Origin of the sequence: Acinetobacter sp. YH12144 (assembly GCF_013418345.1) — a bacterium.
GTDB lineage: Bacteria > Pseudomonadota > Gammaproteobacteria > Pseudomonadales > Moraxellaceae > Acinetobacter > Acinetobacter amyesii.
Map to the genome: position 1 here is coordinate 35,852 of NZ_VPCD01000007.1, position 19,752 is coordinate 55,603.

Annotated in this window: 18 protein-coding genes; 12 read left to right on the forward strand and 6 right to left on the reverse strand. The window is 37.6% G+C overall.

Annotation, left to right across the window (positions count from 1 at the left end; genetic code table 11):
- Positions 1–54 precede the first annotated feature (54 nt).
- Positions 55–3,702 (forward strand): fused MFS/spermidine synthase, encoded by a 3,648-nt coding sequence (locus tag FTU79_RS05670; RefSeq protein ID WP_180049186.1) that lies wholly within the window; start codon positions 55–57, stop codon positions 3,700–3,702.
- 90 nt (positions 3,703–3,792) lie between these two features.
- On the opposite strand, the gene bfr is transcribed toward FTU79_RS05670, so the two are convergent.
- The 6 genes from bfr to gmk form a co-directional block, all read right to left on the reverse strand.
- Positions 3,793–4,257, reverse strand: coding sequence for a bacterioferritin (gene bfr, locus FTU79_RS05675; protein WP_180049188.1), 465 nt, complete (start codon positions 4,255–4,257; stop codon positions 3,793–3,795).
- Between the two features lie 257 nt (positions 4,258–4,514).
- Positions 4,515–4,709: a bacterioferritin-associated ferredoxin gene (locus FTU79_RS05680; protein ID WP_218945411.1), complete on the reverse strand. Its 195-nt coding sequence runs from the start codon at positions 4,707–4,709 to the stop codon at positions 4,515–4,517.
- A 217-nt stretch (positions 4,710–4,926) separates the two neighbouring features.
- Positions 4,927–5,310 (reverse strand): RidA family protein, encoded by a 384-nt coding sequence (locus FTU79_RS05685; RefSeq protein WP_078189365.1) that lies wholly within the window; start codon positions 5,308–5,310, stop codon positions 4,927–4,929.
- 52 nt (positions 5,311–5,362) lie between these two features.
- Positions 5,363–7,468 carry a bifunctional (p)ppGpp synthetase/guanosine-3',5'-bis(diphosphate) 3'-pyrophosphohydrolase gene (locus FTU79_RS05690; protein ID WP_180049191.1) on the reverse strand — a complete coding sequence of 702 codons (2,106 nt, stop codon included), beginning with the start codon at positions 7,466–7,468 and terminating at the stop codon, positions 5,363–5,365.
- A gap of 218 nt (positions 7,469–7,686) precedes the next feature.
- A complete protein-coding gene (gene rpoZ / locus FTU79_RS05695) occupies positions 7,687–7,968 on the reverse strand; it encodes a DNA-directed RNA polymerase subunit omega (RefSeq protein ID WP_067762989.1) in 282 nt (93 codons plus the stop codon).
- Positions 7,969–8,044: 76 nt separating this feature from the next.
- Positions 8,045–8,668, reverse strand: coding sequence for a guanylate kinase (gene gmk, locus FTU79_RS05700; RefSeq protein ID WP_078192517.1), 624 nt, complete (start codon positions 8,666–8,668; stop codon positions 8,045–8,047).
- 133 nt (positions 8,669–8,801) lie between these two features.
- Between gmk and ispH the strand changes: the two genes are divergently transcribed.
- The 11 genes from ispH to trmD all read left to right on the forward strand — a co-directional run bounded on the left by ispH (position 8,802) and on the right by trmD (position 19,725).
- Entirely contained in the window at positions 8,802–9,752 is a 951-nt protein-coding gene (ispH, locus tag FTU79_RS05705) for a 4-hydroxy-3-methylbut-2-enyl diphosphate reductase (protein WP_078189362.1), read from the forward strand.
- Positions 9,753–9,916: 164 nt separating this feature from the next.
- On the forward strand, positions 9,917–10,339 hold the full coding sequence (locus FTU79_RS05710; protein ID WP_180049193.1) for a Tfp pilus assembly protein FimT/FimU: 423 nt from the start codon (positions 9,917–9,919) through the stop codon (positions 10,337–10,339).
- A gap of 16 nt (positions 10,340–10,355) precedes the next feature.
- On the forward strand, positions 10,356–10,844 hold the full coding sequence (gene pilV, locus FTU79_RS05715) for a type IV pilus modification protein PilV (RefSeq protein WP_111884162.1): 489 nt from the start codon (positions 10,356–10,358) through the stop codon (positions 10,842–10,844).
- Between the two features lie 25 nt (positions 10,845–10,869).
- Complete coding sequence (locus tag FTU79_RS05720; RefSeq protein WP_373685650.1) at positions 10,870–11,829, forward strand: PilW family protein; 960 nt, start codon at positions 10,870–10,872, stop codon at positions 11,827–11,829.
- A complete protein-coding gene (locus FTU79_RS05725; RefSeq protein ID WP_180049197.1) occupies positions 11,829–12,515 on the forward strand; it encodes a pilus assembly protein PilX in 687 nt (228 codons plus the stop codon). Before FTU79_RS05720 ends, FTU79_RS05725 begins: the two co-directional genes overlap by 1 nt.
- Positions 12,516–12,532: 17 nt before the next feature.
- On the forward strand, positions 12,533–16,870 hold the full coding sequence (locus tag FTU79_RS05730; protein ID WP_180049199.1) for a pilus assembly protein PilC: 4,338 nt from the start codon (positions 12,533–12,535) through the stop codon (positions 16,868–16,870).
- Positions 16,871–17,003: 133 nt separating this feature from the next.
- A complete protein-coding gene (locus FTU79_RS16665; RefSeq protein WP_373684231.1) occupies positions 17,004–17,564 on the forward strand; it encodes a pili assembly chaperone in 561 nt (186 codons plus the stop codon).
- Entirely contained in the window at positions 17,564–17,974 is a 411-nt protein-coding gene (locus tag FTU79_RS05740) for a type IV pilin protein (protein WP_180049203.1), read from the forward strand. Before FTU79_RS16665 ends, FTU79_RS05740 begins: the two co-directional genes overlap by 1 nt.
- A gap of 144 nt (positions 17,975–18,118) precedes the next feature.
- Positions 18,119–18,376 carry a 30S ribosomal protein S16 gene (gene rpsP / locus FTU79_RS05745; RefSeq protein WP_078189354.1) on the forward strand — a complete coding sequence of 86 codons (258 nt, stop codon included), beginning with the start codon at positions 18,119–18,121 and terminating at the stop codon, positions 18,374–18,376.
- A gap of 17 nt (positions 18,377–18,393) precedes the next feature.
- A complete protein-coding gene (rimM, locus tag FTU79_RS05750; protein WP_180049205.1) occupies positions 18,394–18,942 on the forward strand; it encodes a ribosome maturation factor RimM in 549 nt (182 codons plus the stop codon).
- A 42-nt stretch (positions 18,943–18,984) separates the two neighbouring features.
- Positions 18,985–19,725, forward strand: coding sequence for a tRNA (guanosine(37)-N1)-methyltransferase TrmD (gene trmD / locus FTU79_RS05755; RefSeq protein WP_180049207.1), 741 nt, complete (start codon positions 18,985–18,987; stop codon positions 19,723–19,725).
- Positions 19,726–19,752: the final 27 nt, after the last annotated feature.

Below are 19,752 nucleotides of genomic sequence, written 5' to 3' on the forward strand. Positions count from 1 at the left end.
AAAAAGGGAGAGAATTCTCCCTTTTTTGTTATTTTAATTAAAGAGAAGAGTTGGATGACTGAATTAATAAAAAATCTAAAATCATGGTTAATCTTGATTATTCCAGTGACATTTATAATACAGTTATTTTACGGGACATTATTTGGTGTGTTTTCGCCATTACCAAATTTTGTAGAAATGAATTTTATAAGACTTTTAAATCAGATGGGGGGGTATTTGGGTGTTACAGCTTTTATAGTTGTTATTGCGAATAAAAATATTTTAAATATAAAATATATAGTTTTTTGTTTATCCATTGGTTTTATTAGTTTTATCTATTTTTTATTTTTTCATATAGAATCAACTTCTTTAAATCCGGCTGCAAATTTTATTACAATTTTAGCACCCTTAGGAATCTTAGTTTTTTTGCAACAAATTAAAAATATTGCAACAAAACAGAATAAAGAACATGCTCAAGTTTATTTTTTATTTATTGCCTTGTTTACATTAATGTCCTGGGCAACCTCTTCAGCTTTAGATATTACAAAAATTATTTTTCCACATGTCCATGATTATAATATATATAGGATTGATGCGGCTTTTGGTAATGTAACTAATAGCATGATGACTTGGTTTAATAGAACACATGCAGTCTTGCAAATTTTTATTTCTGAAATGTATGCCATATTGGGCTTACTACTTTTTTTTGTTGTCGCTCTTAATATTCGTTATGGTTATACAGAGCAGTATAATATTTTAAGGGTGCTTATTGTGCCATTTGGTTTGGCTTTCGTTTGTTATAGCATTATCCCTGTTTCTGGACCTATATACGCATTTTTATCAGAATATTATCCAAGTAATATGCCATCTACAGATACTATAGAGGGAGGGGTAAAGTTTTTAGGACCAGTACCTCGTAATGGTATGCCGTCTATGCACTTGACAGGTGCTTTACTAATTTGGTTATTGACTGCAAATTTGCCAAAAAAAATCTATTTTGTTTTTGCTACTTTTTTTGTTATTGCAACTGCACTTGCAACTATTGTATTGGGTGAACATTATCTTCTAGATTTAGTTGTAGCGTTACCATTTGCTGGATTTGTAGGTGTAGGATTAGCAAATCCTAATAATTTTATTTTTAAAAATAAAAAAGTTACAACCCTTTGGGTTGCAACAGGTATAACATTCATTCTTTGGATGCTCATGCTATTAACATCAGCAGAATGGCTATCCAATAATTTATTATTTGTACAAATATTTGCCATTTGGAGTGTATTGATAGCAACTATTTTATTTAGTATATATATCAAATATGTATGGAATGATACTGAACTAAAAATTCCTAGCTTAGAAATAGAGGATACAAAAAAACTAAAAACATCTACTATCCCTCGCTGGGTGATTGGTGTATTTGTTGCTTCGGGTTTTGCAGGTTTATTGTATGAAGTAGTTTATGCAAAAAGTTTAGCAGTTACATTTGGTAGTACCTCTTTAGCTTCATATACTGTTTTAACAACCTATATGTCTGGTATGGCTTTAGGTGCTTGGTTGGGTGGGTATATTGCTGATAAAGTAAAAAAACCACTTTTGTATTATGCAGGCATAGAAGCATTTATTGGTCTATATGCAGTTATTACCCCATTTTTATTTAAGGTCATTCAGAATATTTATGTTGTGTCTGTCACTGGATTATCCGCAGATGACCCTTATGTAACATTTTTACGAGTGGCGTTGGGTGTGATTGTTTTAGGTATTCCTACTATTTTGATGGGTGCAACTTTACCCATCATGTTTAAATATTTAAAACAACTCAACATTCAAAGTGATACAGCAATTAGCCGACTATATAGTGCAAATGTGATTGGTGCTGCATTAGGTTCATTTATTGGTGGGTATTTCTTTATTTCTGCAATAGGTCGAATCGGTGCGACGAATTTAGCTGCCGTTTTTAGTTTGATGATCGCCCTCTATACCATAGAGCAGTTTAAAAAACAAAAAAAACAAACTCAGGAAATAAATGATGACAAATCTATCATTTCTAAAGTTTATGTACCAAAAATATTTGGCATAGTAGCACTAATTGTATTAACTGTTGGTGGAGCAGTTACGCTAGGCCTAGAAGTTGTTTCAATTCATATGCTAGCAGTAGTGGCTGGTAATAGTGTTTATGCTTTTGCCTTAATGCTTGCGGTATTTTTATTGGGTCTAGGTTTAGGCTCAATCTTTGGTAAAAAAGCACTTAACTATATAGATAGAACAACATTAATTGTTCTTGCCCAATGTGGAATTGCTGCATCTATTATTATTACAGCATTATTATGGGATAGAATTCCTGCTTATTTTGCTAGCTTTGGTGAGATGCAAAACTATATCCATTTAGGATTTTGGGCAAGAGAGATTTTAAGGGGGGCAATTTGTGCTTTGGCCATGCTTCCAGCGACACTCTTCATCGGTGCAAGCTATCCTGCAGCAATGAGTTTAGCTGCGGATTGGCTGGGACAAGGTAATGCAAAAGGTTTAGGTATTTCAAGTGCATTAAATACTATTGGTAATATATCTGGAGTTTTATTGGTTGGATTTTTATTGTTACCATTAATGGGTTCAAATAAGGTTTTTTTATTACTTGCTGTGATTTCATTAATTTTAGCAGTACTAGTATTAGTATCCGTAATTAAAGTAAATTATAAATTTAATCCTTATACTGCTGGAGTGGTAGTATCAACTCTGGTACTTTTCCTAATCTACCCAAAAAATTGGAATTTTACCAGCTTGGCACAAGGGGCGAATGTTTACTTCATGCCGTCATATTGGGGAGATGTAATAGATCATACTGAAAGTATAGAAGGTGGCGTGACTTCCGTTACACGTAGTTCTGATGGTAAATATCTAACCTTATTAACTAATGGTAAATTTCAAGGGAACAATTCAGGTGAAACTTTAGCACAGGAATCTTTTGCGTTAATTCCTCTTCTGCATAATGCTGAACGTAAAAGCGCTTTAGCTATTGGTTATGGTACAGGTATGACTGCTCGTGTATTACATGAACAGGGATTTCAAGCCCTTGATGTTGTTGAGTTATCTAAAGATATTGTATTTATGGCAAATAAATATTTTGCTGATATTAACCATAATGTAATAAGTCAGTCAGGGGTCAATTTAATTTATACGGATGGGCGAAATTTTTTATTAACCCAAGATAAGAAATATGACTTAATTAGTTTAGAAATTACAAGTATTTGGTTTGCTGGTGCAGCAAATCTTTACAATAAAGAATTCTATGAGTTATCTGAAAAGAGATTAAATAAAGAAGGGGTTCTACAACAATGGGTTCAACTACATCATATGCATCCGATTGATTTAGTGTATATTTTAAATACAGTTCGCTCAGTCTATAAACATGTATGGCTTTATTCTGTGGGGGGGCAAGGTATCATTGTTGCCTCGAATAGTGATGAGGCCTTAAAATCGCATAGCTTAAAATATCCTTATAATGACTTAACGATTGACGAATTAAAGCATAAAGAAAAAACCTTTAAAGATTCTGTCGTATTGTCACCTAAAGGAGTAGATAATCTTGCAAATAATACAGATAAGACATTAAGCCGATTGATTTCGACTGATAGTAATTTATATTTAGAATACGCAACACCAAAAGGTAATGCTATTATGAGTGATAGTCTAAAGAGTAATTTAGAATATCTTTCTAAATTTGAAATAAATTAATATTGATAGGTTTAAATATAACTGTTAAAGAAATAGTTGATTATAATTCAGATAATAAAAAACCCGCATCCGCGGGTTTTTTTAATAAGTTTAAATATGACTCTGAATATAATTCTCTATACCCACAGACTCAACAAGGTCTAACTGAGTTGTGGCCCAATCCAACCATTCTTCTTCTTTTTCTAAAATTTCCTGAGCTAAATCACGGGTTACATAGTCTAGTTGTTCTTCTGCTAGTTTAACTGCAGTTTGAATGGCTTCAATGTTCTCTTTGACTTTACGTACATCACAATTTAAAACTTCAACGGTATGTTGTCCAATGTAGAGCTTACCGAGGTGTTGTAAATTGGGTAAACCTTCTAAAAATAAAATACGTTCAATAATTTTATCAGCATGTTTCATTTGACGAATTGATTCTTTATATTCCGCAGAGCCCAGTTGCTCAATACCCCAGTCATTAAACATCCGTGAATGAAGAAAATATTGATTAATTGCAGTTAAATGATGATAAAGCACCTGATTTAACTGATTAATTACATCACGATTGCCTTTCATGTCTGACTCCTTAACCACAATAAAGCTCGAATTAAGCAATATAAATTCGATATTAGAATAGAAATATCTTAAACAACAAAGTGTAATTTAGCGAGTGTTTTATAGAACAGCAAATGAAAATCACAATCAAAACAAGGCGCTAATTTTCAGGGCTTTAATAAATAAAAACCCGCTTAGAGTCAGAAGCGGGGGAGGAGGAATGGTCTGAGACCATTGGTTTTATAATTATGATTGTTGAGGAAATTTAAAAGCTTGGTTTATGCAGCAATTGCGATACGGGCAGCAATTTGCGCAATTTCATCACTGATGATCATACGAGCTTCAGGAGCACAACGGCCACAACAGGTGCCTAAATCGAGCATATCGCGAACTTCACGATAGCTTTCTGCACCATTGGCAATTGCATCTTTAATGTCTTGATCAGTAATACCACGGCACAAACAAACGTACATGAAATCAAACCAAGTGAATAAATGGGATAAGTAATATTATTGATAATTATTATCGTATGTCAATAAAAATCATTTAAAAATGCTTTTAAGGTGATTGAGTTTTTGAATAAAAAATGTCATTTAAGCGGAAATCTGAGTAATGCTCAGATTTCCTTATGAGGCTTCTGTTCTTTTAGTATGAGATATTTCGTGAAAGGCTTAATCGGTGTTTTCAAACTTATTGATTAATAATCACCACACCATCCATTTCTACTAAAGCACCTTTTGGTAGGCTAGCAACACCAAGTGCTGCGCGTGCAGGGTAGGGTTGAGCAAAATATTCGCCCATAATTTGGTTGACCAATTGGAAGTTAGAAAGGTCAGTGAGGAAAATATTCAGCTTAGCAATATCTGCTAGCGTACCACCTGCAGCTTCACATACCGCTTTTAAGTTGTCGAATACACGGCGAATTTGAGCTTCAATGCCTTCTACCAGCTCCATGCTATATGGATCTAAGCCAATTTGACCTGATAAATACAAAGTGTCGCCCACTAAAATGGCTTGTGAGTAAGTACCAATTGCAGCGGGTGCATTTTCAGTATGGATTACCTGGCGGGACATCTATTTCTCCTATTATCATCACAGACACATCACATATACATATGGTGTCAGGTTAGCTGGCAACTTTCGCAGGCTCAGCAATGGCAACAGGTTGTGCCAAACGACTGATGCGTGGGAAGCCAAAATGCATTCTTAAATTACGGATAATTTCGGCAATTTGTTTACGGTTATGTACAACGATATTCACATAGGTTTTTTCTTCATGTGAGCGGACAGTTTCTACACCTATTTTTTCTTTACGGCATAGATAGATCAGCTCTGAAATTTGTTCATCATTTAACAGCATGTTTAAGCATAAATAGGCTGTAAAACTAATGTCTTCACTGTCTTCTGTAGTCCAGTGTAAAGGCATGATATTTTCAGGATGTAAATGTTGTTCATGCAATAAGTTGTGACAACGTGAACGGTGCACAATCAAACCACGACGTGATAAATGCCCTTGTATTGGATCACCTAAAACAGGGTTACAGCAGTGCGCATATTTAACGTCGACACCGTCAGTACCCAAGATTAAGCGTGCAGAGTTTGAATTCTGAATGGTATCTTGAGCATATAAATGATTGGCAACCAATTGCGGTAATAAGTCACCCACGGCAATGTGTTCAAATAATTGTTCTTTATCATTTAAATGACGCCAATTCAGCACATTTTCCCAATCCGCTAATGTCAAATCACTTACAGAACGGTTAAAGAGTTTTAATGCGCGATTTAAAGCTTGCTGACCAACTAAACGTTGTTCATCTTGGTCTTGGTCGCGGAGGATATTTTGTAATGCGCGGCGGGCTTTTTGGGTATTAATAAAGCTTAGCCAGTCAGGGTTTGGTGTTGCAAGAACATCAGTGATAATTTCAATCACTTGACCACTCAGTAATGGTGTTGAAAGGGGCTTGGTTTCCCCATCAATTTTCGCACCAACGGCATGGTTGCCCAAAAATAAGCTTGCTGAATAAGCGAAATCAACCGCTGTGGCACCCTGAGGGAGTTCATGCAAATGACCGTGTGGGGTATAAACCCAAATTTTCTCTTGATGTAGATAATCGAGTAATTCACTAAATGTGGTCTTGGCACATGCGCCATCGACTAACACATTTAAATTTTGCATGGAGGCTTGGATCGCTGAGCGACAAGCTTGTGGTGCATTTTCACCAAGAACCACACCAAAGCGCGCCGCTTTACGCATCAACTCCGTTTGGATAGTCAGAGATAAAATGGTCTTTTCACCTTTTAAGCGCATCATCAGTGACTGGTTGCCACCAGGGAGTGGGCGACGGATATGATCGGCGTAATTAAGGACTTTAAAGCTTTCTTTGAGGATGTCTGCAAGTCGGTCACAGTCTGCAATGCTTTGTAAAATAATTTCAAAGGCGTGACTATGGGTAAGCTCTTGCAGATCGATATCGTTTTTTACAAAGTGACGAAGTAATTCAATATTATTATTCTTCTTTTTAATTCGACCTGAAATATGGTGTTGTTCTAGTAAGGCGGTGAGGTTATTTTCCCACTTGGTTTGGTATTCGCAGCGTTTCGGTTTGGTTTGTAATAACGCTTCTTGAACATTGTTATACATATCTAAGTCGAGATTTTGATAACACAAATGTTCAAGGTTGTCGGCCATTTCATTCATACCGACAAGACGTGCCATAGGCACAAAAATTTCAAAGGTTTCTTGGGCAATACGAGCACGTTTGTCAGGGCGTAAAGCACCTAGTGTGGTCATATTGTGATAGCGATCTGCCAGTTTAATAATAATGACACGTGGGTCTTGTAGTGTGGCTTGCAGAATTTTACGGAAGGATGCGGCTTTATTATATTCTTTATCACTAGAGTGGCTGAGTTTAGTGACGCCGTCGACGAGTTCAGCAACGGTCAGACCAAATTTTTCAGTAATATCTTGTTTGGTAAATTCGGTATCTTCAATGACATCATGTAGTAAAGCGGCCATTAAAGTTTCCGCATCAAGACGCATATGCGCCAAAATACAGCTCACCGCAATCGGGTGAAGGATGTAGGGTTCGCCACTTTTACGAGTAATGCCATCATGGGCAATATCCGCATAGTCGCAAGCTTCAAGCACGCGTTCGACATCACTTACTGAAAGGTAAGCGTCGATAATCACATTTAACTGTTGCTTGGCTTGGCTGACCATTGGGCCTGGCATAGAACACCCTTTTACTACTGATTTACAAATGAAACGGTTAATACTTTAATGAAATGCATATTGCATGACTTGTCAATTTTTTAGTTTAAAAAAATGAAAATCTTTTTCGCCTGCTTTGCACTTCTTAAGCTTATGTTATAACTGTTCTGAGTAAAATATTAAAGAGAATCCATAAAAAAAGCCTAGTTAAAAACTAGGCTTTTAAGGTCAGGTTTATCTTATTGGAAAGAAAAACCGTCTAAGTTTAGGTTATTTGCAGAAAGTGCAAGGTCTAAACTTGAAGTTTGGTAGTCTTGTTCACGTTGTTTCAAAATGTCTTTAGAAACGTGACCCGCTGCGATTTCACGAAGAGCAACAACGGTTGGTTTGTCATTGTCCCACTCAACAGTAGGTTCGATACCTTGACGTGCCAATTGACGCGCGCGTTTGCTTGCCACTAGTACAAGCTCAAAGCGGTTGTCTACATGGTCTAAACAATCTTCAACGGTTACGCGTGCCATAAGAATTCTCGTTTGAATATAAAATTTTAACAGACTGTGCAGTATAAGGTGCTTTGTCTATAGACTCAAGTTTTAATCACTGCTCCGTAGGGGTGATTAATTTCTCAATCAGTTTTTCATGGCGCATAGCTTGTTGTTTTAAAACAAGACGATTGGCAATAATCACGGACTCTAAGTCATGCAGTGCTTTATTAAAGTCATCATTAATAATGATATAGTCAAAATTAACGTATTGCTGCATATCTTCTACGGCACAGCTAAGACGATGTTCAATTACTTCAACAGAGTCTGTACCACGATTGGATAAACGTTGACGTAAATCGAACTGACTCGGAGGAAGAATAAAAATTTGTCTAGATTCAGGAAAAAGTTTACGAACCTGTTCAGCACCTTGCCAGTCAATTTCAAGTAAAACGTCATGACCTTTGGCCAATTGTTCTTTTACTGTGCGCTGTGCAGTACCGTAATAATTACCAAAAACTTCTGCATATTCAATGAAGCCGCCTTCATTTACCAAAGATAGAAAATCTTCTTTTTTAGCAAAATGGTAATGTACGCCGTCTAATTCGCCAGGACGCTGACCACGAGTGGTATGAGAAACAGAGACATGTAAATTGTTTACACGTTCAAGCAGGGCTTTAACGAGGGATGTTTTGCCTGTTCCCGAAGCAGCAGAAACGACAAACAAGAGACCCGACATGATATTTTTCCTGATATGATAAAATATCTTCTCTATTTTAGAGCAGACGCGCGCCAAACAAAATAGTCAGACGTCTATTGTTTACATTTATTTCAAGTGATACCCGTAAAATTGAGTGGGCATTGAGGATTCTATGGAAATTGTTTTAGCTAATCCACGTGGTTTCTGTGCAGGTGTTGATCGCGCCATCGCGATTGTGAACCGTGCACTGGAATGCTTTAACCCACCCATTTATGTACGTCACGAAGTGGTACACAATAAATTTGTGGTAGACGACTTGCGTCAACGCGGTGCGATATTTGTAGATGAACTGGATGAAGTACCAGATGACAATATCGTGATCTTCAGTGCGCATGGTGTATCTAAAGCGGTACAGCAAGAAGCTGAACGCCGTGGCTTAAAAGTTTTTGATGCGACGTGCCCTTTGGTGACCAAGGTGCATATAGAAGTGACCAAGTACGCTCGTGAAGGTGTGGAAGCGATTTTGATTGGTCATGAAGGTCACCCGGAAGTTGAAGGGACAATGGGCCAATATGACACCAAAAATGGTGGTTCGATTTATTTGGTTGAAGATGAACAAGATGTTGCTGATCTAAAAGTGGTGCATCCTGAAAAAGTAGCGTTTGTAACTCAGACAACGCTTTCTATAGATGACACAGCAAAAGTCATTGATGCTTTACGTCAGAAGTTCCCTGAAATTCAGGGGCCACGCAAAGATGATATTTGTTATGCCACTCAAAACCGCCAAGATGCCGTACGTGATCTGGCTGAACAATGTGATGTTGTATTGGTTGTGGGTTCACCGAACTCTTCGAATTCGAACCGATTACGTGAATTGGCTGAACGGATGGGTAAGCATGCGTATTTGGTGGACAATGCAGATCAGTTGCAGCAAGAATGGTTTAATGAACAGACTAAAATTGGTGTAACTGCAGGAGCATCTGCACCTGAAATTTTAATTAAACAGGTAATTCAGCGACTACAAGATTGGGGGGCAAAAGCGCCTCAAGAGCTTGATGGTCGTGAAGAAAATATTACATTTAGTTTGCCAAAAGAGTTACGTATTCCTGTAACTCAGGCCTAAAGTGTTAATGGCTTAACATTCTGAATTTTTTTAAGAATTGACAGATAATTGCTTTTTGGCAATTATCTGTTTTTTTATGCCTTTTATCCTGATTTGTGTTTGTTTTGTAATTTAATTGGATATTATTTTTAATAGGGTAAAGTTTGGCGCGCCTTGGGGGGAGTATGCAGAAAAATAATGGATTTACGTTAATTGAATTGATAGTGACGATTGCTGTGATAGCGATTATCGCGACTTTGGCTGCGCCTTCATTTATTCAATTAGTTCGAAATTATCAATTAACCACAGATACTCGTGATTTTATTGACTTGTTAGCTGAAACTCGCTCGGAAGCAATTTTTAAGCAGAAACCACAAATTTTAGCCGTAAATACAACGGTTGCTGATGCATATAAAACGTGGGTACCGTCTCATATACAAAAAGATAGTGGTGAGATGTCTTTAACATTTAAACGCTTAGGTCAAATAGATAATGCAGAGTGCTTTATTTTTTCGCATAAAAGTGATTCAACATTAAAGGCTTATGTTTATGTACAAAAGGGTGGAACAGTTGTGTACAACAAATCTTTAACCAGTTGCCCAACCTAAAATTAGGGAAAATATAATGATAAATTCTCAAAAAGGTGTTGGTTTGATTGAGGTGTTGGTCGCGCTCATACTGCTAAGTATTGCTGTATTGGGTTTTGTTGCATTACAGATTAGAGCGGTTACAGCAACGACTGAAGCCAGTATGAATGTTCAAGCGACTAATATTGCCCGTGATTTGGCAGAAAGAATGCGTATGAATCGGGATGGTCTACTTGAATATAAAAGTGATGCGAGTGCGGCAACGAAATGTGCTTCAGAATTTTGTACACCTAAAGAAATGGCTCAATACGACTATGCGCAAGTAAGTAAACATGCTACCGATTTAGGTATGAATATGAATGTTTTAAATTGCCAAGGCTCAACATTGGTTCGTAAATGTGTATATGTTGCATGGGGCGGTACTACAGCAACAAATGGCACGGCAGCAACGGACTGTACAAACGGTGCGGCATATATCCCAAATGCACAATGTATCATTATGGAGGTCTATAACTATGGAAGCTAATAGACATACGACTTCTTATCACCCGATCAACGGTAATAGAGTAAATGCTGGTTTTACCTTAATCGAGCTCATGATTGCATTAGCATTGGGTCTAATTATCGTTGCTGCAGGATTGGCTATCTTCTTAAGCAGCTCAAGATCCTTAAATTTACAAAATAGCATGGGCGAATTACAACAAAATGCGAATTTTGGTTTATCTGTAGTTACGCATGATATTCGTCATACAAACCTAAATACATTGTCTTCTCAGCGCGTAAACAATATCACTAATGGTTCAGGTGTTATTTTTACTAAAGAAAATCTTCCAACCACTTTAGCTGCTTTTAGTGATTTAGAAAGTAAATACGCAACTGCACAAGATAAAGATGCTGATAATACTTCGGGGAATAGTGACCAATTTACGATGCAGTATGTTCCAGTGGAAGAAACAATTACAGATTGTGAAGGAAATAATATTGATGATGCTTCATCAAAGATTATTGTACAACGCTATTTTGTGGCTGAAACACCACAACAAGTTGCGGGAGAGCCAACGTCTTATTCTTTATATTGTGATGCAGGTTATTACGAATCGACTAGCACAACGATAGATGGTTTGGGAGTGAATGCACAACAGATTATGCAGAGAGTGGATGCATTTAAAATACGTTTAGGTGTTAAGAACCCGGCTGGTAATTTAAGATACATGACCATAAACGATTATAAAAAAGACATGGATGATATTCTAGATGCTGAGCCTTGTGAGGCTGATAAATATGCTACGTCATGTACAAGTACTTATTTAAATGTGGTTTCAATTGATGTTGGCGTGCTATCTCGTTCAACTGGAACAATAGGGGCAGATGCAAGTCTAAATACAAAAAAGACGTTTGATGTGGCGGGGCAAAATGTGACTTTAACAGGTGATGAAGCATTAAATAAAAAATATCTTCGCCAAGCTGTAAATCAAGTCGTTGCTATTCGTAATACATTGGGGGCATCGTAATGAATCAACAAAAAGGTGCGACATTAATTACAGTATTAATTATTTTGGTTATTATTACTTTAATAGGAACAATTGCGGTGAAGTCAGGAATTTTGGGACTTAAAATCGCAACAAATAGCCAAGTTAATTCACTACTTATGGGAAATTCTGACTCAGCATTATTTAATATTGAAAACCCAGATCAAATTGCAAGACAAATGGCACTTGATGGGATGTTTGCTTATTTTAACTCTGCTGCAAATGCAAAGGATGAATTGGTTTTTTGCTATAGAGCAAGTGAAAGTAGTTTTTTTAAACTGTCTAAAGCAAGTGCAATCTCAGCAGATGGTTCAACGACTAAACAAGGTGTTAGTGGGTTTTGTAAAGCCAATCAGTTTTCAATGGGGCGTTCAGCCGTTATTTCTCAAATTTATTTAATGAAAAATACAACAACTGAAACACCGTTTAGTAGTGTTCCTAAAGGTACCAGTATTGGTCAAAGTTCAGTTCCATCAAGCACCAATAATATTGGTGCGACAGTAATTTCTATATTACCAAGTTTTTCTGCTGCATCTAAAGCTGAAATCGAGGCTTGCTTTAAAAAGAAAAGTTCTGAAGTGGCGGCGTGTTTTGAAAATTTAAATATTCCATACAATATGCAACATTCTGATTATGTCGTTGGCGGTCAGCCGAAATTGGTATCGTAAGGAAAGAGGATTTAGTGATGAAAAAGTTATATCAAAAAAATATACTTTCGGCTTCGGTATCAATGATGATGACTTTGGCACTATGTCAAAGTGTGGCAACGCAAGCCAGTGATATTGATATTTATACAAATGCGACTGGGGGGCAAACTTCTATTTTACTAATGTTAGATACTTCAGGGAGTATGGGGATTAGTTCTTTAGTTATGCCTAAGAATTATCTTTGGGGAAGTCCTGGAGATGTTGATGGGGCATCTTTATGTAGTAGGACAGATGTTTCAGAAACAGGAAGTGGCACTAGAAATTTTAAAGCTTGGACTTATAATTTAGCAGGATTTCAAAATTCTATTCCTGTAATGGCGGAAACAACCTCTACAAATGCTACTGCAATATCTAAAACTGTCACTATTGTAAATTCTAAAAACTCTAACGAGAGTACTACAATTACATATTATCTGCGTGGTTGTACTAATGGTGTTAATTGGCAGTATGATCGGTTGTCGCGTTTAAAGGATGCAATAATTCCTTTATTGGCTGGTAATGATTTATCAGATAAGGTCGTAATGGGTTTGGGGCAATTTTCTGCAAAAACTGAGCTAAATGTATCTGGTTCTGAATTAAAGTTAATTGACGGACATTCAGGTGCTATTTTAGTAAAAAACCATGAGCTTGATTATGGCCATCGTGTTGAGTTGGCTAAGAAAGTGGCATCGTTTCAATCGTTGGATAATAAAACATATGGTAATGGGAGGCAAAAGGTAAGTTTGGGTGTAGATGGTGAGACATATATTTCTGCAACTAGTGATACAAAATACGTATCAAATATCTTGCGTAAATCTAGTAATTTATATCCTTTAGGAACTAAGCAGTATAAAACTGCTGGCGGTACACCTGCTGTTCAAGCTTATGCTGAAGCTGGAGCTTATATGATGGGTACCACAACGGGGGTTAATAATTCACATTCATCTTTAAATGCCATAGAGTGGATATATGATGGTTCAATGACTATGCAGAATGTTAATTCTCCATATGATCAAGTGCATTTTATTTGTGTAGAACTTACAACAGGAGCGAATGCCTTAACTTCTTCTGATTTTAAAATTTCAGGTAAAGCAAATGATGTTAAGCAATGTATTAATAATTGGCCAAGTGTAGATGCTGGCAATAAAACAGTTAGTGCCAATGTTGTAAATGGCGTTTATCAAAATAGTAATCAAAGTGGAACGGTTTTTAGACCAGATGGAAATGGTGGTTGGATTCAAATTGTAGGGCAGACTAATTTTAAAAATGCTTTAAAAGCGGCTGGTGTCTCTAGTAATGGTGAAATGACTAGTGGTTGGGAGACATTAAGTAAGTTGCCTGCAGGTTGGCGTTATGGTGGTTGGATGAAGGTGGATCAAGAGCCATTGGATATTGAGCCGATAGTAGGTAAGGTTTGGGGGCCATATGCAAACAATTCGGCGTATGGCATTGTTGCATATAGGAGTAATCCATTTGCTTTAGTTGAAAAAGCAAGTACTAATTTAGCAGATTCTTACACTGATAATTTGGTAGGTGGTTACAGGTACTCAGTCGAAAATAGTAAGGATATATCTAAAGGTAAATATTATCCAGCAGGAAGTGCAAATACATGTAATGGTAATGGGATTTACTTTTTGACAGATGGGGCTCCTAACTCAACAAAAGATAATATGGCACAAGCCATTATGAATACAACTCTAAGTTCAGCGGATTATGAATTTAAAGGTAAGCCATCTGGAACTGGAACGTTAATTTCACCTAGGTTAAAATCAAATCTATTTTTTGGTGAAACAGGTGGTTGGGAATATATTGGTGAATACTCGAAGAAGATTTTAGATCCAACCAAAAACCCTGCCAAAATGAAAATTAAAACGGCTGTTGTCGGTTTTGGTTCTTCTTTTTCAGGTTTAACAAAAAATACAGATGGTACATATAATTGTGCAAGTGCGCCCAATGATGATGCAAAAAATGCATGTTTATGGGGAAGCTCAGCTTATGGTGATGGTGGTTTCTACTATGCTGAAGATGCTGATGATATTAAAAATAGCATTATAAAATTCGTTACGAATGTAACACCTGACTTTGAACCCATTGCAACAGGTTCACCTACATTACCTCAAGATGCTTTAAATCCATTAACGATTCAACCTTATGGTTATTATGCGTCTTTTACACCAAAGCCTCAGGCGCAATATCGTTTGTGGATGGGTAATCTTAATAAATACAATGTCTATAATGGTGAACTGTATAATAGTTCCAACACTATTAAATTGATTAAAGACGATGGTTCACTTAACTCAAATGCCAATGGTCTTTGGAGTGGTGGTGTGCTTGGTCAGTTGGCTTTAGGTACTGCACTTAATTCTGATAATGAAACTTATGTTCGACGGACTATTTTTACCAATAGAGAGATTAGTTCGTCGACGCCATATACTGCAACTGAAACAAATTCTTTAAAAGAATTAAATGTAAATGCATTGTTTGGAACAGGTGCGAATGCTTCTTTTGTTAATGATCCGCAAAAAAATTATTGGTTGAATTTATTGGGTTACAACGTTGCTGCTGATGCAACGGGGATTACCTTAGATAGTTTATCTTCTGCTGCTGAACTTCGTCAGTTTGGTACAGTAATGCACTCAACACCAATATTACTTACCCAACGTGGTGCAATTAAAGTTGATGTTGCAACGGGCGCGTTAGATACAACAGATCGTGATGATTATTTACTCTTTGGCAGCTCACAAGGGCTTTTACATGTTGTAGATGTTAAAACAGGTAAAGAAAAATTTGCATTTGCTCCTCATGAGATGATGGAAAGACAGCGAGATGCATTTTTAGCTGAGAATTCGACCACTGGTGGATCTGCTAATTTGTTTTATGGGATTGATGCACCATGGACTGCGTATACTCAATATGTTTCAAAAGAGGATGGTTCATTAACAGTACAAGCATCGGATAAAACAAGTGATGGTAGTACGGACACAGATTTAGCACTCAAAGGCTTACAATGGGTATATGGTGGTCTGCGCATGGGTGGTAACAGTTACTATGCATTGGATCTTACTAATTTAGATACGCCGAGCTTGAAATTCCATATTGATCCAAAATTAACTGACTCAAAAATTTATAAATCTGGCTCAACAGTGTCTGTAGAAGCGCTAGATTACATGGGGCAAAGTTGGTCTAAACCGACGCTGGCTTATGTAAACTTTGGGGGGGAAAAACGTCCAGTGATGTTTGTAGGTGGTGGTTATGATGCAGGTTATGAAGCTGCTGATTACAATCAAACTACAACCAAAGGTGGTGGTGCTGGTGTTTATATGTTTGATGCAGATACTGGTGATTTACTGTGGTGGACAAGTGCAAATGCTACAAAAGCCTTAGGAGCTCAAGCATTCACCGATGCGAGCGACGCAAATATCAATATGAAATACAGTGTTGTGAGTCAGATTAATGCAGTCGATCGTGATAATGATGGTTTAGTGGATAATCTTTATTTTGGCGATTTAGCAGGGCAAGGCTTCCGTGTTGATTTAAATAATCTTGCAACGGGTACAGATGAAAATGCTAAAAAAGCTAACTTTGCTAAACGTGTTGTTCGCTTGTTTGATGAGCATGCAGCGGGTGGTGCAAGCCCACGTTTCTATGAAATGCCAAGTGTTTCTATTCATGAAAGTAACGATGGTTATATCGCCGCAGTTGCTTTTAGCTCTGGGAATAGAAGTAAGCCTTTAGTAGGTGCTACAGGAACAAACCATAATGGTTCAACGGTTAGTGCAGATGATGGTGTATTTGTTGTTTACGACAAAGATGTTGCTAAACCAGCACTATATGGTGAATTGACACTTGTAACGAATAATATAGCCTTAGAATCGTTAAATGATGTAATGGATGAAGGTGTTCCTGTCTCCGATAACGATGGTTGGAAGTATACTTATTCTGACAAGGCAGGTGTGTATAAAGGTATGAATGAACTTTATGCACTGGATAGCATGCTATATGTAAACGTATTCCATCGCGATGGTACGGGTATTGGTGGTAATTGTGGTGCTGGTGTTAAAGGTGATTCCTATGTGTATCAGTTCTGCTTACCAACAGGTAAATGTCCGTTTGCAACAACAACCTCTGGTGAGCCGAATAAAGCTAAAATAGGTGCTGGTATTTTAGGTTCTGGCCTTGGATTGGGTCATAACAACAATAAAAATAATACTGGCTTAGTAGTAACTCGTCCGGATAGTGTGGATTGTGATGCGACTGCAAATAAAAACTTACCTGAATGTCAATTGTTTAGTACGACAGCAAATTTAAGACAATTGCGTTGGTATGAAACACGCTAGGAGTAAAGAGATGAACTTTTTTTCTAGTTTAATACGAACGTATGTTACGGAGCTGGCTGTTTCTTCTTCAGATGCACAGTTAAATTCGGTAGCAAAATTTAAAAAGGTAAAAGGTTTTACATTAATTGAACTGATGGTCGTGGTTGTTGTTGTTGCAATTGTGGCAGCAATTGCGATTCCAAGTTACAGTCAATATATAGAACGTAAAGATCTTGCTGTCGCTCGCCAGGAAGCATTGCGTCTGGCAGGAGAGCTTGAGCGCTTTAAATCTAAAAATTTTAGTTATAAAGGTTTTGATGCAACATACTTATATGGTTATCAAGGTACTGATTCCGATGGAAACTCTACCAGTGAAAGCTATTATGATAAAGCTACAGGGAAATTATCATTGCCTTTAGGGGCGAGTGGCTCAGATGTTAAATATATCATTACCTTAGTTGATGGTGGTACTGACCATAAACCTTTGACAATTGAAAAAAATAGTGAAGGTGCAGAAACAACTGATTCTGAAAGCGTTAATGGATTGAGTTGGGCTATTTCTGTGGAACGTGCTAAAGACGGCACTGAGCCTAAACAACCACGTAATTATGATTTGCTTTTAACTAATGCAGGCCTTCGCTGTATGACCAAAGTAAAAAATGTTGTGACAACATTCGTAGACTGTGGTGATGAAGATAATAGTGAGTCATGGTAATGAAGAGTGTGAAAGGATTTACATTAATTGAGCTAATGATTGTTGTGGTTATTATTGCAATTCTTGCAGCAATTGCTTATCCCTCATATCAAAACTATGTACAGAGAACTAAACGTGCTGATGCACAAGCCGAAATGATGCAAATTGCACAAAAAATGCAGAGCTATTATGTCATCAACCATAATTATTCGTCCGCAACGATAGATGGTTCAAATACTACAGTAGATTTCCCAAGCCATGATGCACTGTACTCTATAGATTTAGATGCTGGGGATCAAACTTGGACACTCACAGCGGCTCCTAAAAATACTAGCGCTATGAAAAATACAGGTAGCTTAACGTTAGATAGTACCGGCAAACAATGTTGGGAAAAAACTTCTGGCGCTTGTGAACCATGGGACGGCAAATAACCTCAAATTCAAAATTGTGGATAAACACTTTTTGATCTTTCATTCAGGGCAAATTTCACGTAAAATATTGCCCTCTATGAAAGGGGTTTGAAATGTATCGATGGTCGGTACAGGGATAATCCGTAAAAACTATAAGGTTCTATCATGGTTGTTATTCGTCTTGCACGCGGTGGTGCTAAAAAACGTCCGTTCTATCAAATCATTGTGACTGATAGCCGTAATGCACGTGACGGTCGTTTCATCGAACGTATCGGTTTCTTCAACCCTACAGCTCAAGGTAAAGCAGAAAAACTTCGTTTAGATGCTGACCGTTTTGCTCACTGGGTTTCACAAGGTGCTCAACCTTCAGAACGTGTTGCTTCTTTAGCTGCTGAAGCTAAGAAAGCTGCAGCTACTGCTTAATTAGTAGTAGGTTACCCATGACACCAACACAGAATGTTCCCGAAGATCGTATTCAGATTGGACAGCTACGTTCAGCATATGGATTAAATGGGTGGCTCTGGGTCTATTCCAATACAGAACCTATGAGCAATATTTTTGACTACCTCCCTTGGTACATTGAGACCAAAGCAGGTTGGCAAACAGTAGATGTAAAACGTTGGAAACCACATGGCAAAGGCTTAGTTGTTTCGCTAAAAGGTGTGAGTGATCGTACCGCGGCAGATAACTTGGTTGGCGCAAATATCTGGATCTCTAAATCGCAACTGCCTCAAGCAGGCGTGGATGAGTACTACTGGTCAGATTTGAAGGGCTTGACAGTGTTAGGTCTTGGAGAAGATGAGCAAGAAGTCAACCTTGGTCAAATCCACGAATTGTTTGAAACAGGTGCTAACGACGTGATGGTAGTTCGCGCTACTGCTGAGAGCGTCGATAGCGAAGAGCGAATGATTCCATGGCATAAAGATGTGGTACAGCGTGTTGATCTCGAAGCTGGTCGTATCTACGTAAATTGGGGCGTAGATTATTAATCCTTTAAGGATTGACGCAGCAGGAAAATAGAGGAGTCTGCGATGTTTTTTGCAGTCATTACGCTTTTTCCTGAAATGTTTGAAGCGATTACAGCCTACGGTATTAGCGGGCGCGCAGCAAAACGTGACATTGTGCAAGTTCATTGTATCAATCCACGCGAATTTGCTGAGGGCAACTACAAAAGAGTGGATGAACGTCCATTTGGTGGTGGTCCTGGTATGGTGATGATGGCTGAGCCATTAGCGAAAGCAATTCATCGTGCCAAAGAGCTTGCCAAGCAAGTGGGTGCTATTCATGTCCCTGTGGTGTATATGTCGCCGCAAGGAAAAACCTTAAATGAACCTGCGGTACAAGATTTCGTCAAATATGATGGATTGATTGTATTGTGTGGTCGTTATGAAGGTGTAGATGAGCGTTTGATCCAACAATATGTTGATCAGGAATGGTCAATAGGCGATTACGTTTTATCTGGTGGTGAACTCCCTGCGATGGTTCTATTAGATAGTGTGATTCGGAGACTTCCGGGTGCAATGTCTGATGAGCAATCACATGTGCAAGACTCATTTGTGGATGGTCTTTTAGATTGCCCACAATATACCAAGCCAGACCATTTTGAAGGTTTAGATGTTCCTGAAGTATTAAAATCGGGACATCATGCCAATATTGAGAAATGGCGGTTTTTGCAGCGATATCAACGCACTTTAGAACGCCGACCTGAGTTGGTTGAAAAAGTTGAATTGACCAAGCAGCAAAAGAAATGGCTAAAAGATTCCAAGGTTTAAATTTTTTAAATCTTATATTAGGCTCTT